The following is a 26,695-nucleotide window of genomic DNA, read 5'->3' on the forward strand; positions in this document are numbered from 1 at the left end:
GTCACTCGGCGACGAGCTCGTCGATCTTCGCCGCGGCGTTCTTCAGGAAGTCGGACGTCGACTCCTTGGCGAAGATCACCGCGGAGGAGTACTCGTCGCGGAACGCCTGCCACGCCTCGACCGAGTTCGGGATGCTCGGCACGTCGGCGGTGTTCTCCGCCTGCTCGGCGAACGCCACGTAGTTCGGGTTGGCGGAGAAGTAGTCGGCGTACGTGTCGGTGAGGTCGGTGCGCATCGGCATCTGGCCGGTGGCCTCGAGCAGCTGGCCGTCGGCGTCCTCGCTGGTGGAGTACTTCAGGAACTCCCACGCGGTCGCCTGGTTGTCGCATGCCGTGAACATCGACACGCTCTTCGAGTCGGCGAACGTGGTCGGGTTGTCGCGGCCGTCGCTGGTCGGCACGGGCATGAAGCCCACGTCGACCGTGTCGGCGTACGACGGGATGGCCCAGGGCCCGGCGAGCTGCATGGCCGTGGTCCCGGCCGACATGGCGTCGTCGGTCGCGGCCTCGTTGGGGGCGAGCTTCTCCTGGTACACGGTGGCCCAGAAGTCGGCGACCGTCTTGCCCTCGTCGGAGTCGAACGTGGCCTTGCCGTCTTCCACGAGCATGGTGCCGTCAGTCTCGGCGAGGTACAGGGGGTAGAAGTCGAACCACGGCTGGTAGAACTCGCTGGTCGGCGCGGGCCAGATGGCGCTCTGCACGCCCGAGTCGACGATGGCGCGAGCTCCGTCGAGGAACGCGTCGTAGGTGTCGAGCTGCGGGTTCTCCGGGTCGATGCCGGCGGCCTGGAACAGCGTCTTGTTGTACATGACCATGACCGGGTTCGACTTCCACGGCAGCTGGTAGTACTTCCCGTCGGTGGCGTAGGGCTCCACGTCGCCGCTGCGCTCGGTGATGTAGTCGCTGCCGCCGTCCATCGAGCTCAGGTCGACCAGGCCGCCCTGCTTGACCCAGCCCGACACGGCCGCGGGGGCCACGTTGTACACCAGGCACGGGGCGGTGCCGGCGGTGATCGCGGCGGTGATCGCCTCCTCCGACGACGATCCGGCGGGGATCTCCTGCGCGGTGACCTTCTCGTCGGGGTGGTCCTTGTTCCAGGCCTCGACCACGGCCTGGCCCCACGCGAGCTCCTGCTCGTTGTTCGACAGCCAGATGTCGATGGGGCCGGTGCCGTCGCCCGAGCCCTCGCCACCGCCGCCGCCGGCCGAGCATCCGGTCACGACGAGCGCGACGGCGCCCACGAGCGCTGCTGCACGGATCTTCTTCATGGTGTCCTCCTTGACGCGATGGGTGGTGCGGGTGCTTACGAGCCGGTGCTCTCCCGGAAGTGCACGACGTTGACGTCGACGATCTCGGTGCGCGGTTCGGCGCCGAGGATGCTCTCCTGCAGCAGCCGGGCGGCGGCGCGGCCGCGGGCGGCGGGGTCGGACGAGACGCTGGTGAGCGCGGGGGAGAGGTGCGCGGACAGGTGGTCGTCGTCGAAGCCGGAGATGGCGAGGTCGTGGGGGATCGCGAGGCCGCGGGAGCGGGCGAGCGAGAGTCCGGCGATGGCCATGGTGTCGTTCGAGTAGAGGATCGCGGTGGGGCGGTCGGGGAGCGCGAGGAGTTCCTCGGTCACGTCGCGGCCGCTGGCGGCGGTGAAGTCGCCCTCGCGCAGCAGCTCGTCGGAGCCCATGGCCTCGATGTAGGCGTCGGCGCGGGCGCGGGAGTGCACGTAGTCGAGCGGGCCCGACACGTGGGCGATGCGGGTGTGCCCGGCGGCGCGCAGCCGGGCGATGAGCTCGCGCACGGGGGCGGCGTCGTCGGTGCGCACGCAGGAGAACGGACTGTCCTGGTCGTAGGCGCCGACCAGGACGGTGGGGAGTGCGAGTTCGTCGAGGAAGGGCACGCGCCAGTCGTCGGTGCGCAGGTCGAGCAGGAGCGCCCCGTCGGCGCGGCCGCGGGCCAGCGTGCGGTAGGCGCGCTCCTCGGCCTCGCGGCCCTGCACCACCTGGAGTACGAGCGCGGTCTCGGTCTCTGCGAGCACCGATTCGACCCCGGCGATGAAGGCGGGGAAGAACGAGTCGTTCGCGATGACCTGGGGGTCGCGGGCGAGGACCACGGCGATCGCGTTGGCGCGGCGTGTGGCGAGGGCTCTGGCGCTCTGGCTCGGGGCCCAGTCGAGCTTGCGGGCGGCGGCGAGGACCTTGGCCCTGGTCTCCTCGGAGATGGGGCGGTTGCCGCTGAGCGCGTGCGACACGGTGGCCTTGGTGACGCCGGCCTCGCGGGCGACGTCGGCGATCGTGGTGCGGCCCATGCCGCCTCCTCGCGGGTGTCGGGCTCACTCGGGTGCGTGAACCGGTTTGATGAGTGTAAACCGGTTTGACGGCGAGCGTCAAGGGACGGTGCCGCGGCGCGCAGCGGGCGCGGCGAGGTCAGACGAAGCGGACGGTCTGCTGCAGCCGCGTGCGGATGTCGAACAGCCCGTTGCCGCCGATCGCCCTGGCCCCCGGCACGCCCTGGCGCAGCACCATCGCCAGAGCACTCCGCCGCACCACCACCACCGGCACCCCGCGGCTGCTGCCGAGCGGGGTCACCGCCTGCGCCAGATCGTCGTCCGGCAGCACCACGATCGCGCCACCGAACTTCACCTTCGCGGCCTTGGCCACGTGGCGCATGCGGCCGAGCGCCGCCGTGACCGGGGCTCTGGCGCCGATGTTCGGGCCGGTGATCTCGCCGCGGCGGAAGCCGACGACCCCGCCGAAGTCCTCCGACATCAGGCCGTACAAACCGGACGGGCTGAGCACCACGTGGTCGAGCTTGTCGTCGGGCGTCTGTCCTGCCGCCACGTCATGCCACACCGTGAAGCCCATGCCGAGGTCGGACACCGTGCGCGCCGTCGCCTCCTCGGCGAGCGCGTCCGCCAGCATGCGCCGCAGCTCCCGCGGGGCCGCCCGCACGAGCGCGGGGGCGTACGGGTCGGGCACCTCGACCCCGTGGCCCGCCCACTCCCGGATGAGCGTGAGGTAGCGCTCGCGCCGCCAGCCGCCGGGGTGCCCGTACGAGCGGGCCCGCGGACGCGTGTCGGTGCGTGCGGCCTGCGGTCGCCACCCGCTCCACTCGGCGCCGTCCTCGGTCACGCCCGCGCGGCGGTCGTAGGCCGCGCGGCCCTCCGCCGTGCCGATCAGCTCCCACGCTCGCTGCACCTGGATGAACACCGCGGCGTCGCCGCCCGTGTCGGGGTGGGTCTGGCGGAGGCGGAGGCGGTACGCCCGGCGCAGTTCCGCCTCGTCGACCGACGGGTCGACCTCGAGGATCTCGTACGGCGAGGCCGAGAGCGGACTGTCGAACATCGCTCTCCTTCCGCGACCGCGGCGTCCAGGATATCCGTCGCACGTATGCACCCGCCGGGAGCCGTTTCAGGCGGGCACGTCCACCACGCGCTCGATGCCCGTCACGGGACGCACGGTTCCGGCCGAGGCCGCCGCGAGGTCGTCGGCCAGCCGGGGCAGCTCGTCCGCGGGAACCCACAGCTCCAGGCGCGCGGCCTCCCCATAGCGGGGCGTGCCGAGGGTCGCGCCGTGGTGCTCCGCCCACTCGCGCAGCAGGTTGTCGTAGCGTCCCGCATCGGCGTGCGGCACCTCGACCGTGGCCTGGGTGAGCGCCCGCCGGTGCACGAGGGCCGCCCGGTCCAGGGCCTCCGACACCGCGGAGCCGTAGGCGCGCACGAGCCCGCCCGCGCCGAGCTTGACCCCGCCGAAGTAGCGCGTCACGATCGCGACCACGTCGGTGAGGTCGCGGCGGCGCAACACCTCCAGCATCGGCACCCCCGCGGTGCCCGACGGCTCGCCGTCGTCCGAGGAACGAGCCTGATCGCCGTGCAGCCCGGTGATCATGGCGGTGCAGTTGTGGTTCGCGTCCCACGCTCTCTTGCGCACGCCCGCGATCACCGTCTCCGCTTCGTCGACCGAGGTGACGGGCGCGACCAGGGTGAGGAAGCGCGACTTGCGGATCACGAGCTCGTGCTCCACCGGTGCCGCGATCGTCGCGGGGTACGGGCGGGCGGAGGTCACGGCCTCACGATACCGAGGCCCCGCGTCGCCTCCGTCGAACGATGGACCCGCGGGAGAGCGGCCGGGGGAAGAATGTGAGCATGTCGTCGCCCGAGCCCTCCCCGCCCTCCGTGCCCGCTGGCCGGTGGTCGTGGGCGACGCTGGTGGGGTCGATCCGGGTGGGGCAGGCCGTGATCACGGCGGTGCTGCTCGTGGTCGGGGTGGTCAGGGCCGCGACCGACGGGGTGCCGCTGCCGTGGGTGCTCGCCCTCGCGCTCGTGTTCCTCGGCTGGTACGGTGGCGCGCTGCTGCTGAGCGAGCGCACGGCCGACCGGCGCCTGGCGACCTGGTGGCTGCTGGGTCTCACGCTCATCTGGCTCGGGGCCGTGGTGGTGTCGCCCGAGTTCGTGTGGCTGGCGTTCGCGCTGTGGCTGCTGGCCGGGTTCATCCTGCCGTTGCGGTGGGCGGTGCCGCTGAGCGTGCTCGTGCTCGCGGTGGTGATCCTCGCCCCGGTGGTGCACACGGGCGAGACCACGTACGCGAACGTGATCGGCCCGCTCGTGGGCGGCGTCTTCGCGCTCGGGATCTCCCGCGGCTACCTCGTGCTGGTGCGCGACGGGCGGGAGCGGCGGCGGCTGATCGCGTCGCTCGTCGCGACGCAGGAGGAGATGGCGGCGGTGCAGGACGAGCTCGCCCGCATGCAGCGCGAGTCCGGGGCGAGCGCCGAGCGCACGCGGGTCTCGCGCGACCTGCACGACACGGTCGCCCAGAGCCTGTCGTCGGTGGGGATGCTGTCGCGCGCGGCGCTCGCGGCCGACGATCCGGGGCAGCGCACGCGCGCGCTGGAGCAGATCGGCGCGCTCGCGGCCGAGGGGCTCGCCGACGCGCGACGCATCGTGAACGACCTGATGCCGGCGGAGCTGGAGTCCACCGCCCTGGCGGACGCCCTGGCGCGGATGCTCGACCGCCTGGCCGACGAGACCGGCATCGCCACGACCCTGCATGCCGACGACGAGCTGCCGCCGCTGGGCATCGATGCCGAGATCGCGCTGCTGCGGACGGCGCAGTCGGCACTCGCGAACGTCCGCACGCACGCGCACGCCTCGCGCGTCGTGGTGACCCTGGCCGACGCGGGCGACGCGGTGCGGCTCGACATCGTCGACGACGGGGCCGGGTTCGACGCGTCGCGGTGGGATGCGCACGGCCAGCGGAGCGCGGACGGCGGCGGTTACGGGCTGCGGTCGATGCGGGCACGGCTGCGCGAGCTCGGCGGGGGCCTCGACGTGGAGAGCGCCCCGGGCGACGGCACGGCCCTGTCGGCGCACGTGCCGCTGCGCGTCGCGGGGCCCCGGGATGCGGGAGGGACGCGATGACCGCGGTGCGCGTGCTGCTCGTCGACGATCACCCCATCGTGCGCGCGGGCGTGAGGTCGCTGTTCGACCACCGCGACGATGTGGAGGTCGTGGGCGAGGCGGCGTCGGGGGAGGAGGCCGTGGCCCTGGCGCGGCACCTGCACCCCGACGTGGTGCTGTGCGACCTGCGGCTGGGCGCGGGCATGGACGGCGTGCAGACCACCGCGGCGCTGCGCGCGCAGGACCCCGCGCCCGCCGTGCTCATCCTCACCACGTTCGACCGCGATGCGGAGATCCTGGGGGCGATCGAGGCCGGTGCCGCGGGCTACCTGCTGAAGGACATCGCCCCGGACGACATCGTGCGTGCGGTGCGCGACGCCGCGGCGGGCGGGCTCGTCCTCACGCCCGAGCTCAGCGAGCGCGTCGGCCAGGTGCTGCGGGCGCCGCGGGTACGGCTGACCGACCGGGAGCTCGACGTGCTGCGGCTGCTCGCCACGGGCGCCTCCAACCGCGAGATCGCGAAGACCCTGTTCGTCACGGAGGCCACGGTCAAGACCCACCTCGTGCACGTGTTCGAGAAGCTCGGTGCGGACAGTCGCGCCAGGGCCGTGGCGATCGCGCGCGAGACCGGCGTGATCTGAGCCCGCGCATCTCCACCGTTCGATGGATCCGCGGCGCGCGGCCCCGGCGGAGGCTGGAGGGGACCCGAAAGGAACACCCATGCGCCGACTCTTCTACGCCGCGTTCGCCTCCATGCTCGCCGGGGTCGCCTCCGGCCTCTTCTACCGCGAGTTCACCAAGCTCAACGACTTCCCCGAGGGCGCCCCGACGCAGCTCGGGCTCGTGCACACGCACCTGCTCGTGCTGGGCTTCGTCGTGTACCTGATCGTGCTGCTGCTCGAGCGGGCGTTCACGCTCTCCGCGAGCCGCCTGTTCGGCTGGTTCTTCTGGCTCTACACCGCGGGGCTGGTGCTCACCTCGGCCATGCTGCTGTGGCACGGGTCGCTGACGGTGCTCGGCCTGGAGTCGTCCAAGATGATCGCGGGCATCGCCGGTCTGGGTCACATGCTGCTCACGGCGGGGATGGTCCTGCTGTTCCTGGCGCTGCGCAAGCGCCTGCCCGCGTCCACGCGCGCCGCGGCGGCTCCGGCCGCGGAGGCGTCTCCCGCCGCGATCGGCTGATCGGCCGCGGCGAGGGCGTCATACGCGAATCGGCGGGTTCCCTGGGGAACCCGCCGATTCGTGCGTCTGGGGTCAGTCGGCCTCGACGGTCTCGTCGCGCAGGTAGGCGATGTGGGCTTCGTGCCGGGCGATGTGGTGCGGCGACTTGCGCACGAACAGCCATGCGACGACGAGAATCGCGAACCAGATCGGGGTGACCAGCAGTGCGGTCAGCGTGTCGGGCTGCGTGGTGAGCGCCCACAGGATGAACACGAAGAACGCGAGCACCACGAACACCATGAACACGCCACCGGGCATCTTGAACGCGGAGGTCGCCGCCTTCTCCGGACGGGTGCGGCGGTACACGAGGTAGCTGCACAGGAAGATCGTCCACACGAACATGAAGCACACGGCCGACACCGTGGTCACCATGTCGAACGCCGTCCCGATGTCCTTGCCCGCGTAGAGCAGCACGACGCCCGACAGCAGCAGGATGCAGGAGAGGAACAGGGCGTTCTGCGGCACGCGGCGCTTCGACAGGCGGGCGAACACGGCCGGGGCGTCGCCGTCCTGCGCCAGGCCGAACACCATGCGCGAGGTCGAGTAGATGCCGGAGTTCGCGCTGGACATGGCCGAGGTGAGCACGACCAGGTTGACGACGGTCGCGGCGATGCCGAGCCCCGCGAGCGCGAACATGGCGATGAACGGGCTCTCGCCGGCCACGTACTCGGTCCACGGGGTCACCGCCATCAGGACGATCAGCGCGCCGACGTAGAACAGCAGCACGCGGATCGGGATGGCGTTGATCGCCTTGGGGAGGTTGCGCTTCGGGTCCTTGGTCTCGGCGGCGGCGGTGCCGACCAGCTCGATGCCCACGAACGCGAACACGGCGATCTGGAACCCGGCGACGAAGCCCAGGAAGCCGTGCGGGAACATGCCGCCGTGGTCCCACAGGTTGGCGAAGCTCGCGGTGCCCGCGTCGTGCTGGAAGCCGGTGAACACCATCACGAGGCCGGTCACGATGAGCGCCACGATCGCGACGATCTTGATCAGCGCGAACCAGAACTCCATCTCGCCGAACGCGGCGACGGTGGGCAGGTTCAGCGCGAGCAGGATCACGACGACCAGCAGCCCCGGGATCCACAGCGGGATGCCGGGGATGAGCGCGTCGGTGTACCCGGCGATCGCGATCACGTCGGCCACGCCGGTGACCACCCAGCAGAACCAGTAGGTCCAGCCGGTGAAGAACCCCGCCCACGGGCCGAGCAGGTCGCTCGCGAAGTCGCTGAACGACTTGTACTTGAGGTTGGAGAGCAGCAGCTCGCCCATCGCCCGCATGACGAAGAACAGCATGAAGCCGATGATCATGTAGACGAAGATCACCGATGGCCCGGCGACCGAGATCGTCTTTCCGCTGCCCATGAACAGGCCGGTGCCGATGGCCCCGCCGATCGCGAGCAGCTGGATGTGCCGGTTGCTGAGCGCCCGTCGCAGATGCTGCTCGTTCCCGGTGTCGGCGCTCGCCCCCGCGGCTCCGATCGCCCCCGTGTCTTCCTTCGTCACGTCATTCCTCCGGTCCTCGTCGACAGCGTCGCCGCACCCGCGCGGGCGACTGATGCAGAGTAACCACCGGCTCCCGCTCGTCCGAAATCGAGCGGCCCTCCGGGTGCTCCGTCGGTCGGGCGCTTCCTCTGCCCGAAACGATTCGATAAACTGGCGGCTCCCCGATCCGCCCTCCGTCTTCTGCGAGCCGCTCTTCATGGCCACCACCCTCACCACGGGCCGCCCGTGGCGTGTCATCCTCGCCTTCTCCATCCCGCTCCTGCTCGGCAACGTCGTGCAGCAGCTGTATCAGTTCGCCGACGCGATCGTCGTCGGACGTCACCTCGGCGTGCAGTCGCTCGCGGCCGTCGGCGCCACCGGAAGCCTGCTGTTCCTGCTGCTCGGTTTCGCGTGGGGTCTCACGAGCGGTTTCGCGATCCCGGTCGCACAGGCCTTCGGCGCGAGGGACGACGCGGCCGTGCGCCGCTCGGTCGCCACCGGGGTGCTGCTGAGCGGCATCACCAGCGTGATCCTCACCGTCGTCGCGCCGCTCATCGCCGGCCCGATCCTGTCGCTGCTGCAGACGCCGACCGAGCTCCTTCCCGAGGCGACGGTCTTCACCCAGATCAGCTTCCTCGGCGCCGGCGCGACCATGTTCTTCAACTACCTGTCGGCGATCATCCGCGCGATCGGCGACTCGAAGACCCCGCTCGTGTTCCTCACGGTCTCGTGCGCGCTCAACGTGGGGCTCGTGGTCCTCATGGTGGGGCCGCTCGAGTGGGGCGTCGCCGGGGCGGCCCTGGCCACCGTCGTCGCGCAGGCCGTGTCGGTGATCCTGTGCCTGGAGTTCGTGCGCCGCCGCCTGCCGATGCTGCACCTGCGCCGCGCCGACTGGCGCATCACCGGCTCCGACATCTCCGAGCACCTCCGTCTGGGACTGCCGATGGGGTTCCAGGCGTCGATCATCGCGATCGGCACCCTCACGGTGCAGGTCGCCCTGAACACCCTGGGCGCCGACGCGGTCGCCGCCTACACGACGGCCTCCCGCGTGGACAGCCTCGCGGTCGCCCTGCTCTCCTCGCTCGGCCTCGCCGTGTCGATGTACGCGGCGCAGAACCACGGCGGACGCCGTCCCGACCGCATCCGCCGCGGCGTGGTCGAGGCGACCTGGATGGCGGTCGCCGCCGCGGTCGTGCTCGGCGGGCTGCTGATCGCGTTCGGCGCTCCGATGGTGCGGCTGTTCGTGGGCGAGGGCTCCGACGACGTGGTGGACATGGCGCACCGCATGCTCATCATCAACGGCTGCGGCTACTGGGCGCTGGGCATGCTGTTCGTGCTGCGCGGCGCCCTGCAGGGCCTGGGGCACACGCTGGTGCCGACCGTGACGGGTGTGATCGAGCTGGTGATGCGCGTGGGCGCGGCAGTGGTGCTCGGTGCCCTGATCGGGTTCGACGGCGTCGCGCTCAGCAATCCGCTCGCCTGGGTGGGGGCGATCCTGCTGCTCGTGCCCGCGTATGTCCGCGCGCACCGCGGGCTGGCCAGGCAGCCGGTCGCGCCGGCCGAGGCGACCGAGACCTCGGCGATCGCGATCGTCGGTCCGACCGACGGCTCGATGGTCGTCGACGCAGTGGTCACGCAGCCGGTTCGCGTCGTGCGCCCTCGCCGCCTGCGCTGGCCCGTTCGCCGCTGACTCGGCCCTCGTACACCCGTATCGCGGAATGGAGCGCGAGGGATCCCTCGTCTGCGCCGTTATCTCCCCGTAACCTGCCACGCGGACGACGCCGGCGGCCGGGGCGGGAGAGGGGCACGGGCACTTCTCCGTGCGGCGTTCCATCACGGAACGAGAGTGAGGGACATCATGAAGCGCAGAAGGTCTGGAACGACGTCGGGTCTCGCGGTCTGCGGGGTCGCGGTCGCGGTGGCGGGAGTGCTCCTGACCCCGGGGTTCGCTGGTGCGGACACGGGAGAGCCGTGGGCGCCGCAGGACCAATGGTTCCCGGTAGAGCAGGGGCAGCCGTTCGGTACCACCGACGGGGCCGAGACCCCGGCGCCGCCGCAGGGCGGGCCGCTCGGACTGCAGCCGCGGCAGCGGGCGGAGAACCAGTGGATCCTGGATCAGCTCCAGGGCCCGCAGGTCCCGGCGCCGCCGCAGCAGCCGGTGCCGCTGGGGATGCAGCCACGGCAGCGGGCGGAGAGCCAGTGGATCCTGGATCAGCTCCAGGGTCCGCAGGTTCCGGCGCCGCCGCAGCAGCCGGTGCCGCTGGGGCTGCAGCCGCGGCAGCGGGCGGAGAACCAGTGGATCCTCGGCGCGCTCCTGGGGCAGCCGGCACCGGGCCAGGGTCCCGGCAGCGTCGGCTAACGGTTCCTCGCGCACAGCGCCCCGCGGTCCCGCTCGGAACCGCGGGGCGCTGTGCATCCGGTGACGGGCCGGCGTCGGCGCACGCGTGCCCGCCGACAAATCACTCTGAGGGATGATGCGGATCGGACTTGAGACGGATGGCCACCAGGCGACACACTTCTAGTGTCGAGAATGCGGGAATTCCGCAGACCGGGGGGTCAACATGACGACATTGAGGGTGGCCAACGATTTGGCATCGGTGCTGGTACCGATCGGATACGTGGGTGCGGCGATCGCCGCGCTGTGCGCGATCATCGCGGGCATCGCGATCGCGCGCGGTGCCGGTGGTCTCACCGGCGGCGCCGTGGGTGTGTGGATGGTCGGGGCGCTCATGAGCGTCACGGCATCGTTCGGGAGTCAGTGGCTGCCGCTGATCATCTCGGGTGCCGCGCTCGTGGTGGCGCTCACGATCGGCGGGATCGTCCGCGGCATGGTGAGCGCGGCCGGGCTGCCGCGCCGCGCGGAGGCGTCGGTCGACGCGCTCCCGGTGACCGCGCCGTCGAAGGCCGCGGCGCCGAAGGTGGCCGCGGTCGTCAAGGCGGCCACGCCATCCACGGCCACCTCGCCCGTCGCGGTCGTCTCCTGAGCGCTCAGCGGTAGTCGCGGTCGCGGTGCTGCCGCGACTCGTCGCCCGACGTCACGCGCTCGGCCTCGCGCGCCCGCAGTTCCACGCGGCGGATCTTGCCGGAGATGGTCTTCGGCAGCTCCGGCACGAACTCGATGAGGCGCACCCACAGGTGCGACGACAGGCGGTCGTGCGCATACGCGAAGATCGACCGGGCGGCGGCCGCCTCGTCCGACGCCTCCGGAGTCAGGCACACGTAGGCCTTGGGTACCGCGAGCCGGGTGGGGTCGGGGCTGGGGATGACGGCCGCTTCGACGACGAGCTCGTGTTCCAGCAGCACCGACTCGAGCTCGAACGGCGAGATCTTGTAGTCCGACGCCTTGAAGACGTCGTCGGAGCGACCGACGTAGGTGAGGTAGCCGTCGTCGTCGCGCACCGCGATGTCGCCCGTGTGGTGGAAGCCGCCGGCGCGTGACTCCGCCGTCTTGCCCGGGTCGTCGTAGTAGCCCGCCATGAGTCCGAGCGGCGCCCGCGACAGGTCGAGCGCGATCTCGCCCTCCCGCTCGACGACCTCGCCCGTCGCCGGATCGAGCAGCACCACGGGGTAGCCGGGCAGGGGGCGGCCCATCGACCCGATCTTGACCGGCTGCCCTGGCGAGTTGCCGATGCACGCGGTCATCTCCGTCTGGCCGAAGCCGTCGCGGATCGTGCCGCCCCACGCCTCCCGCACCCGGTCGATGACCTCGGGGTTCAGCGGTTCGCCCGCGCCGACCAGCTCGCGAGGCGGGTGCGTCAGGCGCCCGAGGTCGGCCTGGATCAGCATGCGCCACACCGTCGGCGGGGCGCAGAACGTCGACACGTGGTGCGTGTCCATCACCTGCATGAGGGTGTTCGCGTCGAACCGCGCGTAGTTGTAGACGAAGACCGTCGCTTCGGCCAGGAACGGCGAGTAGAAGCTCGACCACGCGTGCTTCGCCCATCCGGGCGAGGAGATGTTGAGGTGCACGTCGTCGGGGCGCACGCCCAGCCACCACATGGTCGACAGGTGCCCGACCGGATACGACACGTGTGTGTGCTGCACCAGCTTCGGCCGGTTCGTCGTGCCGGAGGTGAAGTACAGCAGGGCGGTGTCGGTCGCGGGCGTCGGGCCGTCGGGCTCGAACGCGGCGGGGGCGGAGGCGGATTCGGCGTAGCGCGCCCAGCCCTCCGGAGCCTCGCCCACGCCGATGCGGAGGATGTCGGCGGAGATGCCGTCGAGCCGGTCGGCCAGCGACCCGAGCGTGACGACGGCCCTGGCGCGGCCGTGCTCCACGCGGTAGGCCAGGTCGCTGGCCGACAGCAGAGTGGAGGTCGGGATCGACACCGCCCCGAGCTTGGTGATCGCCAGCATCACCTCCCACAGCTCGATCGTGTTGTTGAGCATGACGATCACGTGGTCGCCGCGGCGGATGCCGAGACCTGCCAGCCACGAGGCGACCTGGTCGGAGCGGGCGGACAGCTCGCCGTAGGTCCATGACCGCAGGCTGAGATCGGCGTCGACAATCTGCACGGCCGGCCGGTCGGGGCGCTCCGCGGCGACCACGTCGAACCATTCCAGGGCGAAGTTGAACGCGTCGACCTCGGGCCACGCGAACCCGGCTCTCGCGGCTTCGTAGTCGGTGGCGTTCGCGAACAGGAAGTCGCGCATCTCGCGGACGGCGTGCGTGGCGGCGGTGGCGCTGCGGCTCATGGTGCTCCCTTGCTGACGTGCCCTCCATCTTTCCGTGTCGACTCGCCGGACGGCACGCCACGCGCCGCTGCGTACGTCCCTCGACAGGGAACGACAACCCAGGGTAGTGTCCTCAAGCGAGGACATGTGTCCGGTTGACGATCTCGGGCGGGCGGACGAGAGGAAAGCAATGGTGGAGGCGAAGAAGGGGACTCGGCGCCCGCGCATGAGCACCAACGCGCCGCCTGCTGTGTTCGTTGTCGGAATGCTGATGCTCCCCGTAGCGTTCCTCGCGGCGGCCCTCTTCCTGCCGTCGCCCCTCGGTGTCCCGGTGGGGATCGGGGCCGCGATCGTTGTCGGCATCACGACCAACCGGCTTACTGCGGCTCAGGTGCGGCGAGAGGCGGAGCGAGCGGAGTCAGCCGACTGAGACAGGCTGGCGGGGGAGGAGGCCGGTGCCGTCGCGGAGCTCGAAGACGAGCTGGGTCTCCGTGCCGCGCACGACGGGGTGCACCGTGATGTGCTCGAGCACGATGTCGCGCAGCGCGGTCGCATCCTCCACCGCCACGTGCACCAGGAAGTCGTCGACGCCGGCGACGTGGAACACCTGAAGCACGCGCGGCACCGCGACCAGGGCGTCGAACAGCGCCGTCACCTTCGGGCCGGTGTGGTTCGCGAGGCGCACCTTGATGATCGCCTGCAGCGGGAAGCCGAGGGCCGCGCCGTCGACCCGGATGCGCGTGTCCCTGATCACGCCCCGATCGCGAAGGCCGCGGACCCGGTGCGCGCACGTGGACTCGGCCAGCCCCAGGCGATGCGCGAGCGCCTTGTTCGTGATCTCCGCGTCGCGCGTGAGTACGGCCAGGAGGTCCAGGTCGATCTCGTCGAGTTGCGCTTTCGCCAAGGTGCCGCCTTCCCGCCCGCCGGATGTTGCACAGAATATCGGATTCGGCGCGTGCCGCTGGGGATGCTGTCGAATCACCGCGGCTCCCTCGCGTTTCCGGCAACGTGGAGGCATGACTGCACCGCTGCATCCCGACACCGTCGCCGTCCACAGCGGCCGCTCCGACCTGGGTGAGCTCGGAGTCCACGCGCTGCCGATCGACCTGTCCACCACCAACCCGCTGCCCGATGTCGAGCGCGGCGGCGAGTCGTACGAGGCTATGGCGACCGGGGGCCGCCCGCCCTCCGACGGCAGCATGGTCTACGCCCGGCTCTGGAACCCCACGGTCGCACGCTTCGAGGAGGCGCTCGCCGAGCTCGAGCACGCCGAGGCCGCGGTCGCGTTCGCCTCCGGCATGGCCGCCATGACCGCGGTGATCCTCGCCCGCACCGGCGCGACCGGCACCCGCCACGTGGTCGCCGTCCGCCCGCTCTACGGCGGCACCGACCACCTGCTGGGCTCCGGACTGCTCGGCGTGGACACCACGTACTGCCGCCCGGACGAGGTCGCCGCGTCGCTCCGGCCCGACACCGGGCTCGTGGTGCTCGAGACCCCCGCCAACCCCACGCTCGACCTCGCCGACATCGCCGACGTCGTGCGTCAGGCGGGCCGCGTCCCCGTGGTGGTCGACAACACGTTCGCGACGCCGGTGCTGCAGAACCCGATCGACCTGGGCGCGGCGATGTCGCTGCACAGCGCCACCAAGTACCTCGGCGGCCATGGCGACGTCATCGCCGGAGTCGTCGCCTGCGACGAGGAGACCGCGGAGGCGCTGCGCCGCGTGCGTGCGGTGACCGGGGGGCTGCTGCACCCGCTCGGCGCGTACCTCCTCCACCGCGGGCTCACGACGCTGCCCGTGCGCGTGCGGCAGCAGCAGGAGAGCGCTCGCCGCATCGTGCAGTGGCTGGTGGACCGTCCCGAGGTCGCCGAGGTGTTCTATCCGGGGCTCGACGGGGATCCGCGCGGCCTTCTCGGGCGGCAGCTGCGGGGAACGGGGGCGATGATCGCGATGCGGATGCGCGGGGGCTACCGGGCGGCCGCGGCGGTGGCGTCGGCCACCGAGCTGTTCACGCATGCGGTGTCGCTCGGAGGCGTGGACTCGCTGATCCAGCACCCCGCCGCGCTGACGCACCGCCCGGTGCCGCCCGAGGCGCGTCCGGCCGCCGACGTGCTGCGCCTGTCGATCGGCCTGGAGAACGCGGACGACCTGATCGCCGACCTGGGCCGCGCGTTCGGGATGCTCGCCGAGCGCTCGCCGGGCCATGCTGCGGCTGAGGCGGCGGCGGTCGCCCCGCACGCGGCACTTCGGGGCTAGCGGCCGGGGCACGGGCGGCGTTCGCGGGGTGGGGCGCGAACGCCGCTTTGTGCATCCGCCACAAGAAACTGAGTCCCGCGCGGTCTGGGACTTGGTTTCGACCGGCAATTCCGGGGCGGCGCGGGACCGTGGCCATACAGTCGCCCGTGGCAACGACGCCACCCACCACCCGGGAGTCCTCAATGACGAGTGCAACACCCCACGCGCACGGCCTCGGCATGCGCATCGCCGTGATCGTGCTGAGCCTGCTGCTGGCCGCCATGATCCTGCTGTTCTTCGCCACCACGAGCAAGATCGCCGCGGGTGCCGCGGAACTCGCCGACGGCACCACGGCCGCAGAAGACGGATCGGCGCAGCTCGCCGCCGGTGCCGCCGAGCTCTCCGACGGCGCGCAGACGCTCGCCGACGGCACGCAGGACCTCGCCGCGGGCGCCGCGAGTGCCGAGGACGGATCGCAGAAGCTGAGCGACGGTGCCACCACCGCCGCGGCCGGAGCCACCACCCTCGCCGCGGGTGCGGGGGACCTGGCCGCGGGTGCCGCGAGCGCCGAAGCCGGTGCGAGCCGCCTCAGCGGTGGCGCGCAGACCGCGCTGGCCGGATCGCAGGACCTCGCGGCCGGAGCCGCCGCGGCCGATGCGGGCGCGCAGCAGCTCGTCGCGGGCGCCAGCCGGCTGTCGGCGGGCGTCACGGGCGCGCACCAGTACACGACCGGCGTGCTCGCGGGAGCGACCACGCTGAGCGACACCCTCCGCGCCGGAGTGACCACCTCGGTGCAGACGCTCGCGCACCCCGACACCAAGACCGCGCTGCAGAACGCCGCCGCAGCCGCCCCCGGTCGCTCGCAGCAGCTGGCGGACAGCCTCGCCGGGATGCTCGCCGCCGACCCGGGCAACGTGCAGCTGCAGCAGCTCGCGCAGCTCGCGGCCGGTGTCGATCAGGCCGTCGACGCCCTCGCGGCCCCGGCCGCCGCGGCCCCCTCGCTCGCACAGGGCCTCATCGGTGCGGCCGACGGTGCCAGCCGCGTGACCGCCGGCGTCAACGCGATCGCGAACGGCGACCCCGCGCTCGGGTGGCCCGGCACGGTCGCCCTGGTCGCCCCGGAGGGCGCCCCCGCGCTCGTGGCCGGCACCCAGGCGCTCCAGGCCGGAACCGCACAGCTCAGCGCCGGGGCGTCGAAGCTCACGCAGGGCCTCGGCACGCTCTCCACCGGTGCATCCACGCTGCACGCCGGCACCGTGCGACTCGACGACGGCGCCGGCCGGCTCACCGAGGGCGCCAGCACCCTGGCCACCGGCATCGGCACGCTGCAGTCCGGGGCGAGCGCCCTCCACACGGGCATGGGCGAGCTCAGCGCCGGCGCCGACGCGGTCGCGGACGGCTCGGGTGACCTGGCCGCGGGCGGCGGGAAGCTCGAAGCGGGAGCGGCCGATCTCGCCTCCGGCAACGGTCGCATCGCCGACGGCTCCGGCACCCTGGCCACCGCCACCGCGGGTGCCGCGCCGTCGATCCTGCCGTGGATCCTCGGGGTCGCGCTCGCGGGGCTCATCGCGATCGGGTTCTGGGTGGGGCACCGCATCAGCCACCGCCGCGCACTCGCCCTGGCCGCCTGACCCCGGCGGCTCTGAGTCCGGAGCGCACTGAGCGGACGCCGTTCCCCCCGGCGGCGTCCGCTCAGAGCTTCGGCAGCCGGACGGTTCCCGTGGCGATGCGCTCGGTGGGCATGCGGTCGCGGTTGTAGGTGATCTCGCGGTACCCGTGCGGGGTCGGCATCCCGTCCTCGTCCAGGCTCACGAACACGATCTCGTCGATCGTGAGGATGCGCTTGCGGGTGATCATGTTGCGAGCCACCGCGCGCATGGTCAGCGAGGTCGTGCCGAAGCGCGTCGCCTGCAGGCCGATCTCGATCAGATCGCCCTGCACCGCCGACGCCTCGAACGTGATCGCGGAGATGTGCTTCGTGACGGCGCGGTAGTTGCCCAGCTGCACGATCGCGTAGATCGCCGCCTCCTCGTCGATCCACTTCAGCAGGCTCCCGCCGAACAGCGTGCCGTTCGCGTTCAGATCCTCCGGGCGCACCCACTTGCGCGTGCGGAAGTTGATCCCGTCCTCCGACCACAGCCACTCCGGAGCCTTCTGTCTCGCCATGCCCCCGAGGCTAGGAGCGTCGTGAGTCGGGGGTGTTACGCGCTGTTTTCCGGCGGGTGCACGCGGCCTCTGCCCACGGCGGATCCGCTCACGGCGGAGACCGGCCCGCCCGCCGCGGAAACCGCGGAGGCTGAGGTCATGAGCGAAGAGAAACCCCTCCCACAGTTCAGCCAGGAGGCCCGGCGCGCACTGTTCCACGAGCGCGTGCTGGTGCTGGACGGCGCCCTCGACGACGACAACGGCACCCTGCTGATGACGCAGCTGCTCACCCTCTCGGCGGAGGACCCCACCACGGACATCGCGCTGTGGATCCACTCCCCGGGCGGCTCCGTGCCGTCGATGCTCGCGATCCGCGACCTCATGCGGCTCGTGCCCAACGATGTCTCGACCCTCGCGCTCGGCCTCGCGTGCAGCGCCGGGCAGTTCCTGCTGTCGGCCGGCACGCCGGGCAAGCGCCGGGCTCTGCCGCACGCGCGCATCCTGATGCACCAGGGCTCGGCGGGCATCGGCGGTTCGGCCGTGGAGATCGAGGCGCAGGCGGACGACCTCCGGCATATGCGCGACACCGTGCTCGGCCTCATCGCGGACGACACCGGTCAGCCCGTGGAGCGGATCTTCGAGGACTCGCTGCACGACCGCTGGTACACCGCGAGCCAGGCGCAGGAGTACGGCTTCATCGACCGGATCGTGGAGTCGGCGGCGGAGATCATGCCGCGACGCCGCGCGCGCGTGGGACTGGGAGCAGACGCATGAGCAGCTACACGATCCCCAATGTGATCGCCCAGCACCCACGCGGCGAGCGGGTCATGGACGTGTACTCGCACCTGCTCGCGGAGCGCGTGATCTACCTCGGCACCGGGATCGACGCGGGGGTGGCGAACGCGCTCATCGCGCAGCTGCTGCACCTCGACGCGGACAGCCCGGAGACCGGCGTGCAGTTCTACATCAACAGCGAGGGCGGTGACCCGGGGGCGGCCCTCGCGATCTACGACACGATGCAGCACATCCGTCCGCGCATCGCCACGACCTGCGTGGGACAGGCGATCGGCCCCGCGGCCCTGCTCGTCGCGGCCGGGGCGGCGGGGGAGCGCGCGGCCCTCGCCCACGCTCGCATCGTGCTGCACCAGCCGGCCGGGCAGTCGCGGGGTGCGATCCCCGACCTCATCCTCGCGGCCGACGAGGTCGTGCGGGTGCGGTCCGACCTGGAGAGCATCCTGGCCAGGCACAGCGGTCGCACGCTCGAGGAGCTCCGCGTCGACACCGACCGCGACCGCGTGTTCACAGCCGCGGCGGCGCGGGAGTACGGGCTGATCGACACCGTGCTCGGGCCGCGCGACGCCGGGTGACGCAGCGCCCCGGGCCGGCGCTGCGGCGTCGGCCCGGGGTGCGACCGGTCGCGTCAGGCGGCGAGGGCGAAGGCGCCGCGCGTGGCCGAGACCGCCGCCGATGCAGGGGCCGCGGCGGTGCGCAGTTCCTCGGCCACGGCGCTCGTCAGCTCGATCAGGCTCGTGTCGAGGGCACCGGCGATCGCGGCGATCATCTCGCTCGACGGCTCCTTCAGGCCACGCTCGACCTCGGAGAGATACTGCGGCGACACCCCGGCCTTCTCCGCGGTCGCGGTGAGGGTCTCGTCGCGGTCGTGTCGTCGACGACGCAGCTGGTCGCCCAGCAGCTGCCGCCACAGCGGCTCCGGGTCGGCCGGGTGCGGGCGGACGGGTCGAGGGGCGCGGGGGAACGGGACGATGTCGGCCATGCCTCACGATAATCCGGGCGCTCCGCCGGGTTCGAGGCGTTCTGCTCAGAGCAGAACGCGTCAGAGCGCCGCGGTCACGCCGGGCAGCAGCTTCGTGAGGATCGACTGCAGCTGCGTGCGCTCCTCCGGCGTGAGGGGGTCGAGCACCAGCTCGCGCACCTGCTCCACGTGCACGGGCGCGGCGGTGCGCAGCATCTCCCTGCCGGCGGGGGTGAGCGCGGCCGACAGGGTGCGCTTGTCGGTGCGGCACGACGTGCGCTCCACCCACCCGCGCTCCTCCAGCGAGTCGAGCGCATGGCTCAGCCGGGAACGGCTCAGTCCGGCGATGCGCGCGAGCTCGGTCATGGTGACGGCGCCGTCGTCGCGGGCGGCGAGGGTGACCATGATCGCGTAGCGCGCGTGGTTCAGGCCCACCTCGTCTTTGAGCGTGCGGTCGAGCACCTGGGGCAGCAGCTGCACGAAGCGGATGACGGGGAGCCACGTCGCCATCTCCGCGTCGTCGAGCCGGCGCTTCTGGCGCTGGGCCGTCATGGTGTCCTCCCGGATGGTCACGCCGCGGTGAGGTCGATCGTGTGCGCGGTGTGGTCGCGCTTGGCCCGCAGGTAGCGGGAGTTCGACTCCGACAGGTGCACGCCGGTGGGTACACGCTCGGTCACGCGGATGCCCAGCGCCTCCAGCTGCACGGCCTTGTCGGGGTTGTTGCTCAGCAGGCGGATCGCGTCGACGCCCACGGCCCGGAGCATCTGCGCGGCGACGGTGTAGTCGCGCTCGTCCTCGCCGCGGCCCAGGGCGACGTTCGCCTCGTACGTGTCGAGGCCCGAGTCCTGCAGCGCGTAGGCGTCGAGCTTGGCGTACAGGCCGATGCCGCGACCCTCCTGGCGCAGATACAGCAGGAACCCGCCCTGCTCGGCGATCCGCTCGACCGCTTCGCGCAGCTGCGGACCGCAGTCGCAGCGCTCGGAGCCGAACACGTCGCCGGTGAGGCACTCGCTGTGCGGGCGCACGAGCGGGGCGTCGCCGCCGTCGCCCGCGCGCTCGAGCGCCGCGCGCCAGTCGCCGAGGCCGAGCAGCAGGTGCTCGCGTCCGTCCACGAGCCCGTCGAACGTGACGACGTCGGCGGTGGTGGTGTACCCGTCGCCGAAACGCAACGGCACCTGCACGCGGGTCCGTTCGGTGGCGGCCGGCGCGACGGTTGAACTTTCAATCATGCGGAGTGCAACACGCCTCCCCCCGGACTATTCCCGACTGTGTCGTCGAATGGCGGCGGTCGTCTCCGCGTCCCGCGGAGTCGGTAGCCTCGCAGCATGAGCGACCTCGTCTCCGCGACCGAACTGCACCACCTCCTCGCCGACGGCGCCCCCGTGCGCGTGATCGACGTGCGCTGGCGACTCGACCGCCCGGAGGCCGGGCACTCCGACTACCTCACCGGCCACATCCCGGGCGCGGTGTTCGCGGCCCTCGACACCGAGCTGTCCACGCACGGCGAGCCAGACGAGGGTCGCCACCCGCTGCCGTCCACCGCGACGCTCCAGGCGGCCGCCCGCCGGTGGGGCGTGCGCGAGGGAGACACGGTCGTCGCCTACGACGACACGAAGGGGCTCGCGGCGGCTCGCGCGTGGTGGCTGCTGCGGCAGGCCGGGGTGCCCGTGCGGGTGCTCGACGGTGGGCTCCGCGCCTGGACGGCCGCCGGGTACGACACCGCGACCGACGACGTGACCCCGGAGCCGGGCGACGTGGTGCTCGAGGAGATCGGCGGCGACGCCCTCACGATCGACGAGGCCGCGGCGTTCCCGGAGTCGGGTGTGCTGCTCGATGTGCGTGCCCCGGAGCGGTACCGCGGCGAGACCGAACCGCTCGACCCCGTGGCCGGGCACATCCCCGGCGCCCGCAACCTCCCCACCGGGCTGCACCTCGACGCGGACGGCCGCGTGCTCGACCGTGACACCGTGCTGACCACGCTCGCGAGCGTCGGCGTGACGGCCGACACCCCGGTCGCGGCGTACTGCGGCTCCGGCATCACGGCGGCTCATACGGCACTCGTGCTGCACGAGGTCGGCATCGACGCCCGCGTGTTCCCCGGCTCGTGGAGCCAGTGGTCGAACACTCCCGGTCGCCCGGTGGCGACGGGCGATCAGCCCGGCTGACCCTCCGCGTCGCGCGGCCCGTAGCCCCAGCGCAGCTGCAGGGCGCCCGGCCCGAACGCGCGGCGCACCAGGTGCACCGAGGTGCCGCGGGTGAGCGGCACCGGGGCGACAGAGATGCCGTCCGGGGTCTCCACCACCTCTTCGCACCAGTCGGGCACCGCGTTCGGGTGGAACCGCGTCCACACCAGCAGCTCCCGGCACTGGCGTGCGACCGCATGCCCGGTGTCGCGCGAGGGCGGCGATCCCGGCGGATACTCCACCGTCCACTCGACCATCGCGGTGTCCGGTGCCTCGAGCGGCACGTCGAGCTCGAACAGCGCGCCGTGCACCTCGCCGCCGGGGTGGGAGTAGTGGTGGGTGAACCGGCCGCCCGACACGGCCCGCAGCACGGGGGCGGGGGAGGGCAGCCCCGGCATGATCTCCAGGAACGGGATCGCGTGGATCGTGCCGGTCGTGGACTGCACGATGCTCCGCGTCGAGCAGAACGACACGTTGCCGTGCTCGTCGACGTCCGTGACCGAGTGCGTGGTCACCTCGCGCGACGTGTCGGGGTAGGGCGTGCCCATCGCCGCGTACGCGTCCATCACGGCCTGCTCGATCTCCCGGTGGTCGATCGGGAAGCCGCTCGCCCCGAGCGGTCCGGTGCGGTTGGGGCGCAGCAGGCGGCTGAGCGCCGCGTCCTCCAGTCCGAGCAGCTCCTCGATATCCGCAAGGGCTGCGAGCGACTGCGCGCCCTCGGGGCGCCGGGATCCGGAGCGCCAGTAGCTCAGCGTGGCCATCGACACGCGGTTGCCGCGCGCCTTGAGCTGGCGCTGCAGCCACGACAGCGTCACCGGCCTGGCGTTGATCGCATCCCGCAGCGCCCTGGCGAACGCGCTGCGCCCCGGCGTGCGCGGCATTCCGTCATCCGTGTACTCCATCACAGCCCCCCGTCCGGTATGTGAAGAACACTTCCCTAGAGTGAGCATAAGACCGCGCGAGCACGCTTCAGGGGACCGAGCGAGCACGTGGGTCACTGGGCTGCGACGTGGCGGGGAGGGTGCCCGACCCCGCGACCGGCCGGCCTGACGCAGTGATGCCCCCCGTGCTGCGTATGTCGTGAAGCCCGGCAATCGATCTGGGGAGATCCGCCGGGCTTCACGCGCATCTGCCCGGCGCACTCGCGTCTCCCACCCCCGCGTAGACTGGGGGGAAACCCCGGAGGACTCTGCATGTCTGCCCCTGCTCGCGCGTTCACCATGCGCCACGTGCAACTGCTGCGCGCACTGTTCGCGGCCGTCGCCGCCCTCATGATCACCTTCTCGTCCGACCACTCGGCCCCGGTCGGGCTCTCCGTGTTCAGCGGGTTCGTGCTGGTCACGGCGCTCGTGCACGTGCTCGCCGCGTGGCTCGTCCTGCCGGCCGGCTCGCGCTGGTCCTCCATCCTGCTCGCGGTGGTGTGCGCTCTCGCCGGCATGGCGAGCGGGGTCCCCGCGTGGCGCACCGAGGACATGTTCTTCATCGTCGTGATCGCCTGGGCGGTGCTCAGCGGCGGGATCGAACTGCTCGCCGGCATCCGGGCCCGCCGCGCGGGCGGCATGCTCGCGCGCGACGCGATCACGGTGGGCGCACTGACGCTGCTCCTGGCCGTGGTGATGCTGCTGATCCCGGCCGGATTCGTGCAGGAGTACACGATCGACGCGGCCGGCACGTTCGTGCTGTCGGGCATCATCCTCGGCGTCGGCATGTTCGGCGGCTATGCGGCGATCGTCGCCGTGTTCCTCGGCATCGCGGGCCTCACTCCGAAGCGGGCCGAGGCGCCGGCGGCTCCCCTCGGCGAACAGGGCGCGGCGGTCCAGCACGGAGGAGAGCGATGAGCGACGAGAAGCCCACCCGGCGGGACATCCTGCGCCCGCTCCACCTGCTGGGGATCGCGCTGGGCTGCGGTGTGTTCGCGATGGTGGTGACGCTGGTGTCGACCGGTGCCTTCACTCTGCGCGTCAACACGGCCATCGCGAACGGGACGTACGAGGGCCTCACGCCGCTCGCGCTGAGCCTGGTCGTCGGCGGCTCGGCGTTCATCGTGACGCTGCTGATCCTGGCGATGCTGATCCTCGCGGTCGACCCCGCCGATGTGACCAAGACGATCGACCGGCCCGTGCTGTACGACGCGGAGCCCGACGGCGAGACCGAGGGCGACGACGAGGCTCCCGGTCGCTCCGGCGCGGCGTAGTTCCTCTCTCCGGGCGGCGCGACGTCCGATGTTCTCGTCGGCCATGCTGACCTTTGGCCGATAGTTTCGCGAACCCATCTGGCTGATCGTCCCTAGACATCCGATGTATAGCCGGGGCACACTCGCTTCACGGTCCGCGTGACGCTGCGCGAGGCCGCCGAACCCGCACGATCGACGACGCTCCGGAGGTTCCCCCGTGCTGGACCACGCCCTCACCCGCCGCCAGACCCTGCAGCTCGGAGGTCTCGCCCTGCTCGCGCCCCTCGTCCCGCAGTTCCTCGCCGCGCGCCCCGCCGCCGCGAGCACCGCCGCGGCCACCGCACTCCGACAGGTCGCCGCGGGCGCCGGCATCCCCCGCCCCGCCCTGTCGCGCCGCGCCCTCTGGTACGGCACCCCCGCGACCGACTGGGAGCGGCACGCGCTGCCCATCGGCAACGCCCGCCTCGGCGCGAAGCTCTTCGGCAACCCCGACGCCGAGGTGATCCATTTCAGCGAACAGAGCCTGTGGGGCGGCCTCAACGACTACGACAACGCGCTCGCCGGGCAGCCCGACGGCGCCTACGACACCAGCGTGACCGGCTTCGGCTCGTTCCGCGACTTCGGCGACGTGACCGTCGCGTTCGGCGCCCGCACCACCGTCGGCTCCCCGGGCGGCCCCTACCAGGTGTCGGGTTCCGAGAGCGTCGACAAGACCATCGACGGCATGCCCACCACCAAGTGGTGCCTCATCTCGCCGCCCGCCGAGGTGCTGTGGCAGGCCGACCTCGCCGAGCCCGCGACCGTGACCTCCTACGCCCTCACGAGCGCGAACGACGTGCCCGCCCGCGATCCGCAGAACTGGCGCTTCGAGGGGTCGGACGACGGCGCCGCCTGGACCACGCTCGACACCCGCTCGATCGCCCCGTTCGAGCAGCGCCTGCTCACCAAGAGCTTCACGGTCGACAACGGCACCGCGTACCGCCACTACCGTTTCGTGTTCGCGCCCGTGCCCGGCGTGAGCCACTTCCAGGTCGCGGAGATCGCCCTCGGCGGTGTCGAGCTCGCGCGGGGCAGTGCCGTGTATGTGTCGTCGCCGAGCGGTCATGCCGACAGCCTCATCGGCAGCATCGACGCCGACCCGATGACCGTGTGGGAGGTGCCGCAGACCGGCGAGGGCGCGACGTGGCAGGTGGAGCTCGGCGGTTCCCGCGTGCTCGACGGCTACCTGCTCACGAGCGCCGGCGACGACCCGGCCGGCGACCCCCGCGACTGGACGGTCGCCGGCTCCGACGACGGTCTCGACTGGGTGCCGCTCGACGCGCGGCAGGGCGAGGCCTTTTCCGAGCGCGGCACCGCGAAGGCGTTCGCGTTCGCCAACACCCGCGCGTTCGCGATGTACCGCATCGTGTTCACGGCCCCGGGGGCGCTGCGCCTCGGTGGTGTCGCGTTCACGGGCGGCGGCTTCAGCACCGCGGGCACCCGCGCCGTGGTCGACTACCGCCGCGCGCTCGACCTGGAGCCGGGCGTGCACACCGTGCACTTCGGCACCGCGCAGGGCACCGTGCTGCGCGAGGCGTTCGCGAGCCGGGAGGCCGACGTGCTCGCGGTGCGCTTCACCGCGGACCGCCCGGGGGCGCTCGACGCGGTCGTGAGCCTCACGAGCCACCAGGACGGCACGACCACCGCCGCCGACGCCGGCCACCGCCGCCTCGCGTTCTCCGGCACCATGGCCAACGACCTCTCCTACGCCGCGGTCGTCGCGGTCGCCGACACCGACGGCGAGGTCACCGCGGTCGACGCCGGACTCCGCGTGGCCGGCGCCTCCACCATCACGCTGCTGATCGACGCCCGCACCGACTACCGGCTCAGCGCGGCAGACGGCTGGCGCGGCGGTGCGCCGGAGCCCGCGATCGACAAGGCCCTCGCGGCCGCGGCCGCCCGCTCCTGGGACGACCTCCTCGGCGCGCACGTCGAGCAGGTGAACGCGCTGATGGCGCGCGCCACGGTCGACTGGGGGCGCTCCGCCGACGACGTGATGGCGTTGCCGACCGAGCGACGTCGAGCGCGCTACGCGGCGGGCGGGGCCGACCCCGAACTGGAGCAGCTGCTGTACGCCTACGGCCGCTACCTGCTGCTGAGCTCCTCCCGTCCCGGCGGCCTGCCGGCGAACCTGCAGGGGCTGTGGAACAACAGCAACCAGCCGGCCTGGGCGAGCGACTACCACACCAACATCAACGTGCAGATGAACTACTGGGGCGCCGAGACGGCCGACCTCCCCGAGTCGCACGAGGCGCTCGCCGCGTTCATCCGCGAGGTCGCCGTGCCCAGCCGCGTCGCCACCCGCAACGCGTTCGGCGCCGACGTGCGCGGCTGGACGGCCCGCACGTCGCAGAGCATCTTCGGCGGCAACTCGTGGGAGTGGAACACGATCGCGAGCGCCTGGTACGCACAGCACCTGTACGAGCACTGGGCCTTCACGCAGGACAAGGAGTACCTGCGCGACCTGGCGTATCCGCTGATCAAGGAGATCTGCGAGTTCTGGGAGGACCGGCTCAAGGAGCTGCCGGACGGCACCCTGGTCGCCCCGCTCGGCTGGTCGCCCGAGCACGGCCCGCGCGAAGACGGCGTCATGCACGACCAGCAGATCATCTGGGACCTGTTCCAGAACTACCGCGAGTGCGCCGAGGCGCTCGGGGTCGACAAGAAGTACCGCGCGACCGTGGCCGACATGCAGAAGCGCCTCGCGCCGAACAGGATCGGCCGATGGGGCCAGCTGCAGGAGTGGCAGACCGACCGCGACGACCCCGCCGACATCCACCGGCACACCTCGCACCTGTTCGCGGTGTACCCGGGGCGGCAGATCACCCCGGAAACGCCCGATTTCTCGGCCGCGGCGCTGGTGTCGCTCAAGGCCCGCTGCGGCGAGAAGGAGGGCGTGCCCTTCACGGCCGCGACGGTCTCCGGGGACAGCCGCCGCTCGTGGACCTGGCCGTGGCGTGCCGCCCTGTTCGCGCGGCTCGGCGACGCGGAGCGGGCGGGCATCATGGTGCGCGGCCTGCTCACCTACAACGTCCTCCCCAACCTGTGGGCCGACCACCCGCCGTTCCAGCTCGACGGCAACTTCGGCATCGTCGGCGCCGTGGTGGAGATGCTCGTGCAGAGCCACGACGGCGTGATCCGGCTGCTGCCCGCCGTGCCGTCCGACTGGGCGGCGTCGGGATCCTTCACCGGGCTGCGCGCCCGCGGCGGTTACCGTATCGACTGCGAGTGGCGCGACGGGGCCGTCGTGACCTACGACGTGGTGGCCGACCGTGCGCCGAACATGAGCAACGTGGTGGTGGTCGTCAACGGCGAGCGGCGCAAGGTCAAGCCGGGCAATCCGCGCAACGGCAAGCCCATGCGAGACCTCGGTCCCGCGAAGTGACACCGGAAAGCCGCCCGTCCGTCG

27 protein-coding genes are annotated in these 26,695 nt (G+C 72.2%); 15 read left to right on the forward strand and 12 right to left on the reverse strand.

Annotated elements, in window-relative coordinates; all coding sequences use genetic code 11:
• Position 1 precedes the first annotated feature (1 nt).
• From KE274_RS05750 to KE274_RS05765, 4 genes are all read right to left on the reverse strand, one after another.
• On the reverse strand, positions 2-1,267 hold the full coding sequence (locus tag KE274_RS05750) for an extracellular solute-binding protein (RefSeq protein WP_211541767.1): 1,266 nt from the start codon (positions 1,265-1,267) through the stop codon (positions 2-4).
• A gap of 35 nt (positions 1,268-1,302) precedes the next feature.
• Positions 1,303-2,295, reverse strand: a complete 993-nt coding sequence (locus KE274_RS05755) for a LacI family DNA-binding transcriptional regulator (protein WP_211541769.1) — start codon at positions 2,293-2,295, stop codon at positions 1,303-1,305.
• A gap of 118 nt (positions 2,296-2,413) precedes the next feature.
• Positions 2,414-3,331, reverse strand: a complete 918-nt coding sequence (locus KE274_RS05760; protein WP_211541771.1) for a J domain-containing protein — start codon at positions 3,329-3,331, stop codon at positions 2,414-2,416.
• Positions 3,332-3,397: 66 nt separating this feature from the next.
• Complete coding sequence (locus tag KE274_RS05765) at positions 3,398-4,051, reverse strand: IMPACT family protein (protein ID WP_211541773.1); 654 nt, start codon at positions 4,049-4,051, stop codon at positions 3,398-3,400.
• A gap of 80 nt (positions 4,052-4,131) precedes the next feature.
• Here KE274_RS05765 and KE274_RS05770 point away from each other — a divergent pair, with 80 nt between their 5' ends.
• From KE274_RS05770 to KE274_RS05780, 3 genes are all read left to right on the forward strand, one after another.
• Positions 4,132-5,403 carry a sensor histidine kinase gene (locus KE274_RS05770; protein ID WP_249186111.1) on the forward strand — a complete coding sequence of 424 codons (1,272 nt, stop codon included), beginning with the start codon at positions 4,132-4,134 and terminating at the stop codon, positions 5,401-5,403.
• Positions 5,400-6,023, forward strand: coding sequence for a response regulator (locus tag KE274_RS05775; protein ID WP_211541777.1), 624 nt, complete (start codon positions 5,400-5,402; stop codon positions 6,021-6,023). The genes KE274_RS05770 and KE274_RS05775 overlap by 4 nt, the downstream gene beginning before the upstream one ends.
• A 79-nt stretch (positions 6,024-6,102) precedes the next feature.
• A complete protein-coding gene (locus KE274_RS05780; protein ID WP_211541778.1) occupies positions 6,103-6,564 on the forward strand; it encodes a DUF2871 domain-containing protein in 462 nt (153 codons plus the stop codon).
• A gap of 72 nt (positions 6,565-6,636) precedes the next feature.
• Here KE274_RS05780 and cycA read toward each other — a convergent pair whose 3' ends face one another.
• Positions 6,637-8,082, reverse strand: coding sequence for a D-serine/D-alanine/glycine transporter (gene cycA, locus KE274_RS05785; RefSeq protein ID WP_211543313.1), 1,446 nt, complete (start codon positions 8,080-8,082; stop codon positions 6,637-6,639).
• 220 nt (positions 8,083-8,302) lie between these two features.
• Here cycA and KE274_RS05790 point away from each other — a divergent pair, with 220 nt between their 5' ends.
• The 3 genes from KE274_RS05790 (at position 8,303) to KE274_RS05800 (ending at position 11,069) form a co-directional block, all read left to right on the forward strand.
• Complete coding sequence (locus tag KE274_RS05790; protein WP_211541780.1) at positions 8,303-9,775, forward strand: MATE family efflux transporter; 1,473 nt, start codon at positions 8,303-8,305, stop codon at positions 9,773-9,775.
• 168 nt (positions 9,776-9,943) lie between these two features.
• Positions 9,944-10,444: a hypothetical protein gene (locus tag KE274_RS05795; protein WP_211541782.1), complete on the forward strand. Its 501-nt coding sequence runs from the start codon at positions 9,944-9,946 to the stop codon at positions 10,442-10,444.
• Between the two features lie 238 nt (positions 10,445-10,682).
• Positions 10,683-11,069, forward strand: a complete 387-nt coding sequence (locus KE274_RS05800) for a hypothetical protein (protein WP_211541784.1) — start codon at positions 10,683-10,685, stop codon at positions 11,067-11,069.
• A gap of 4 nt (positions 11,070-11,073) precedes the next feature.
• Here KE274_RS05800 and KE274_RS05805 read toward each other — a convergent pair whose 3' ends face one another.
• Positions 11,074-12,777: an AMP-binding protein gene (locus tag KE274_RS05805; RefSeq protein ID WP_211541786.1), complete on the reverse strand. Its 1,704-nt coding sequence runs from the start codon at positions 12,775-12,777 to the stop codon at positions 11,074-11,076.
• Between the two features lie 205 nt (positions 12,778-12,982).
• Between KE274_RS05805 and KE274_RS05810 the strand changes: the two genes are divergently transcribed.
• Positions 12,983-13,186 (forward strand): hypothetical protein, encoded by a 204-nt coding sequence (locus KE274_RS05810; protein WP_211541788.1) that lies wholly within the window; start codon positions 12,983-12,985, stop codon positions 13,184-13,186.
• Here KE274_RS05810 and KE274_RS05815 read toward each other — a convergent pair.
• The gene (locus KE274_RS05815; RefSeq protein ID WP_211541790.1) at positions 13,175-13,660 is read right to left on the reverse strand and encodes an Lrp/AsnC family transcriptional regulator; all 486 of its coding nucleotides are present in this window, start codon (positions 13,658-13,660) and stop codon (positions 13,175-13,177) included. The two genes, KE274_RS05810 and KE274_RS05815, sit on opposite strands and share 12 nt — an antisense overlap.
• 112 nt (positions 13,661-13,772) lie before the next feature.
• On the opposite strand from KE274_RS05815, the gene KE274_RS05820 reads away from it, so the two are divergent.
• Both KE274_RS05820 and KE274_RS05825 read left to right on the forward strand, forming a co-directional pair.
• A complete protein-coding gene (locus KE274_RS05820; RefSeq protein ID WP_249186112.1) occupies positions 13,773-15,014 on the forward strand; it encodes a trans-sulfuration enzyme family protein in 1,242 nt (413 codons plus the stop codon).
• Positions 15,015-15,196: 182 nt separating this feature from the next.
• Complete coding sequence (locus KE274_RS05825; protein WP_211541792.1) at positions 15,197-16,624, forward strand: hypothetical protein; 1,428 nt, start codon at positions 15,197-15,199, stop codon at positions 16,622-16,624.
• A gap of 61 nt (positions 16,625-16,685) precedes the next feature.
• On the opposite strand, the gene KE274_RS05830 is transcribed toward KE274_RS05825, so the two are convergent.
• Positions 16,686-17,159 carry an acyl-CoA thioesterase gene (locus KE274_RS05830; RefSeq protein ID WP_211541794.1) on the reverse strand — a complete coding sequence of 158 codons (474 nt, stop codon included), beginning with the start codon at positions 17,157-17,159 and terminating at the stop codon, positions 16,686-16,688.
• Between the two features lie 138 nt (positions 17,160-17,297).
• Here KE274_RS05830 and KE274_RS05835 point away from each other — a divergent pair, with 138 nt between their 5' ends.
• Both KE274_RS05835 and KE274_RS05840 read left to right on the forward strand, forming a co-directional pair.
• Complete coding sequence (locus tag KE274_RS05835; RefSeq protein WP_211541796.1) at positions 17,298-17,912, forward strand: ClpP family protease; 615 nt, start codon at positions 17,298-17,300, stop codon at positions 17,910-17,912.
• A complete protein-coding gene (locus KE274_RS05840) occupies positions 17,909-18,505 on the forward strand; it encodes a ClpP family protease (RefSeq protein WP_211541798.1) in 597 nt (198 codons plus the stop codon). The genes KE274_RS05835 and KE274_RS05840 overlap by 4 nt, the downstream gene beginning before the upstream one ends.
• A 53-nt stretch (positions 18,506-18,558) precedes the next feature.
• On the opposite strand, the gene KE274_RS05845 is transcribed toward KE274_RS05840, so the two are convergent.
• From KE274_RS05845 to KE274_RS05855, 3 genes are read right to left on the reverse strand one after another with little or no spacing between them, the layout of a single operon-like run.
• A complete protein-coding gene (locus KE274_RS05845; protein ID WP_211541800.1) occupies positions 18,559-18,912 on the reverse strand; it encodes a helix-turn-helix domain-containing protein in 354 nt (117 codons plus the stop codon).
• Between the two features lie 60 nt (positions 18,913-18,972).
• The gene (locus KE274_RS05850; protein ID WP_211541802.1) at positions 18,973-19,443 is read right to left on the reverse strand and encodes a MarR family winged helix-turn-helix transcriptional regulator; all 471 of its coding nucleotides are present in this window, start codon (positions 19,441-19,443) and stop codon (positions 18,973-18,975) included.
• 17 nt (positions 19,444-19,460) lie between these two features.
• Positions 19,461-20,120, reverse strand: a complete 660-nt coding sequence (locus KE274_RS05855; protein ID WP_211541804.1) for a GTP cyclohydrolase II — start codon at positions 20,118-20,120, stop codon at positions 19,461-19,463.
• Between the two features lie 96 nt (positions 20,121-20,216).
• Between KE274_RS05855 and KE274_RS05860 the strand changes: the two genes are divergently transcribed.
• Entirely contained in the window at positions 20,217-21,056 is an 840-nt protein-coding gene (locus tag KE274_RS05860) for a sulfurtransferase (RefSeq protein ID WP_211541806.1), read from the forward strand.
• On the opposite strand, the gene KE274_RS05865 is transcribed toward KE274_RS05860, so the two are convergent.
• The gene (locus KE274_RS05865) at positions 21,044-21,955 is read right to left on the reverse strand and encodes a hypothetical protein (protein ID WP_211541808.1); all 912 of its coding nucleotides are present in this window, start codon (positions 21,953-21,955) and stop codon (positions 21,044-21,046) included. The genes KE274_RS05860 and KE274_RS05865 overlap by 13 nt on opposite strands.
• A gap of 312 nt (positions 21,956-22,267) precedes the next feature.
• On the opposite strand from KE274_RS05865, the gene KE274_RS05870 reads away from it, so the two are divergent.
• The 3 genes from KE274_RS05870 (at position 22,268) to KE274_RS05880 (ending at position 26,671) form a co-directional block, all read left to right on the forward strand.
• Positions 22,268-22,912 carry an acyl-CoA synthetase gene (locus KE274_RS05870; protein ID WP_211541810.1) on the forward strand — a complete coding sequence of 215 codons (645 nt, stop codon included), beginning with the start codon at positions 22,268-22,270 and terminating at the stop codon, positions 22,910-22,912.
• The gene (locus KE274_RS05875; protein WP_211541812.1) at positions 22,909-23,268 is read left to right on the forward strand and encodes a hypothetical protein; all 360 of its coding nucleotides are present in this window, start codon (positions 22,909-22,911) and stop codon (positions 23,266-23,268) included. The genes KE274_RS05870 and KE274_RS05875 overlap by 4 nt, the downstream gene beginning before the upstream one ends.
• A 196-nt stretch (positions 23,269-23,464) precedes the next feature.
• Positions 23,465-26,671: a glycosyl hydrolase family 95 catalytic domain-containing protein gene (locus KE274_RS05880; protein WP_211541814.1), complete on the forward strand. Its 3,207-nt coding sequence runs from the start codon at positions 23,465-23,467 to the stop codon at positions 26,669-26,671.
• Positions 26,672-26,695 lie beyond the last annotated feature (24 nt).

Origin of the sequence: Microbacterium paraoxydans (assembly GCF_018224615.1) — a bacterium.
GTDB classification, from domain to species: domain Bacteria; phylum Actinomycetota; class Actinomycetes; order Actinomycetales; family Microbacteriaceae; genus Microbacterium; species Microbacterium paraoxydans_B.

Coding starts and splice junctions, on each gene's coding strand:
- KE274_RS05840 (WP_211541798.1), top strand. CDS start 17,909: ATGAGCAGCTACACGATCCCCAATGTGATCGCCCAGCACCCACGCGGC.
- KE274_RS05775 (WP_211541777.1), top strand. CDS start 5,400: ATGACCGCGGTGCGCGTGCTGCTCGTCGACGATCACCCCATCGTGCGC.
- KE274_RS05870 (WP_211541810.1), top strand. CDS start 22,268: ATGTCTGCCCCTGCTCGCGCGTTCACCATGCGCCACGTGCAACTGCTG.
- KE274_RS05830 (WP_211541794.1), bottom strand. CDS start 17,159: ATGGCGAGACAGAAGGCTCCGGAGTGGCTGTGGTCGGAGGACGGGATC.
- KE274_RS05845 (WP_211541800.1), bottom strand. CDS start 18,912: ATGGCCGACATCGTCCCGTTCCCCCGCGCCCCTCGACCCGTCCGCCCG.
- KE274_RS05865 (WP_211541808.1), bottom strand. CDS start 21,955: ATGCCGCGCACGCCGGGGCGCAGCGCGTTCGCCAGGGCGCTGCGGGAT.
- KE274_RS05835 (WP_211541796.1), top strand. CDS start 17,298: ATGAGCGAAGAGAAACCCCTCCCACAGTTCAGCCAGGAGGCCCGGCGC.
- KE274_RS05820 (WP_249186112.1), top strand. CDS start 13,773: ATGACTGCACCGCTGCATCCCGACACCGTCGCCGTCCACAGCGGCCGC.
- KE274_RS05760 (WP_211541771.1), bottom strand. CDS start 3,331: ATGTTCGACAGTCCGCTCTCGGCCTCGCCGTACGAGATCCTCGAGGTC.
- KE274_RS05855 (WP_211541804.1), bottom strand. CDS start 20,120: ATGATTGAAAGTTCAACCGTCGCGCCGGCCGCCACCGAACGGACCCGC.
- KE274_RS05810 (WP_211541788.1), top strand. CDS start 12,983: ATGAGCACCAACGCGCCGCCTGCTGTGTTCGTTGTCGGAATGCTGATG.
- KE274_RS05750 (WP_211541767.1), bottom strand. CDS start 1,267: ATGAAGAAGATCCGTGCAGCAGCGCTCGTGGGCGCCGTCGCGCTCGTC.
- KE274_RS05825 (WP_211541792.1), top strand. CDS start 15,197: ATGACGAGTGCAACACCCCACGCGCACGGCCTCGGCATGCGCATCGCC.
- KE274_RS05805 (WP_211541786.1), bottom strand. CDS start 12,777: ATGAGCCGCAGCGCCACCGCCGCCACGCACGCCGTCCGCGAGATGCGC.
- KE274_RS05875 (WP_211541812.1), top strand. CDS start 22,909: ATGAGCGACGAGAAGCCCACCCGGCGGGACATCCTGCGCCCGCTCCAC.
- KE274_RS05860 (WP_211541806.1), top strand. CDS start 20,217: ATGAGCGACCTCGTCTCCGCGACCGAACTGCACCACCTCCTCGCCGAC.
- KE274_RS05850 (WP_211541802.1), bottom strand. CDS start 19,443: ATGACGGCCCAGCGCCAGAAGCGCCGGCTCGACGACGCGGAGATGGCG.
- KE274_RS05770 (WP_249186111.1), top strand. CDS start 4,132: ATGTCGTCGCCCGAGCCCTCCCCGCCCTCCGTGCCCGCTGGCCGGTGG.
- KE274_RS05795 (WP_211541782.1), top strand. CDS start 9,944: ATGAAGCGCAGAAGGTCTGGAACGACGTCGGGTCTCGCGGTCTGCGGG.
- KE274_RS05790 (WP_211541780.1), top strand. CDS start 8,303: ATGGCCACCACCCTCACCACGGGCCGCCCGTGGCGTGTCATCCTCGCC.
- KE274_RS05755 (WP_211541769.1), bottom strand. CDS start 2,295: ATGGGCCGCACCACGATCGCCGACGTCGCCCGCGAGGCCGGCGTCACC.
- KE274_RS05780 (WP_211541778.1), top strand. CDS start 6,103: ATGCGCCGACTCTTCTACGCCGCGTTCGCCTCCATGCTCGCCGGGGTC.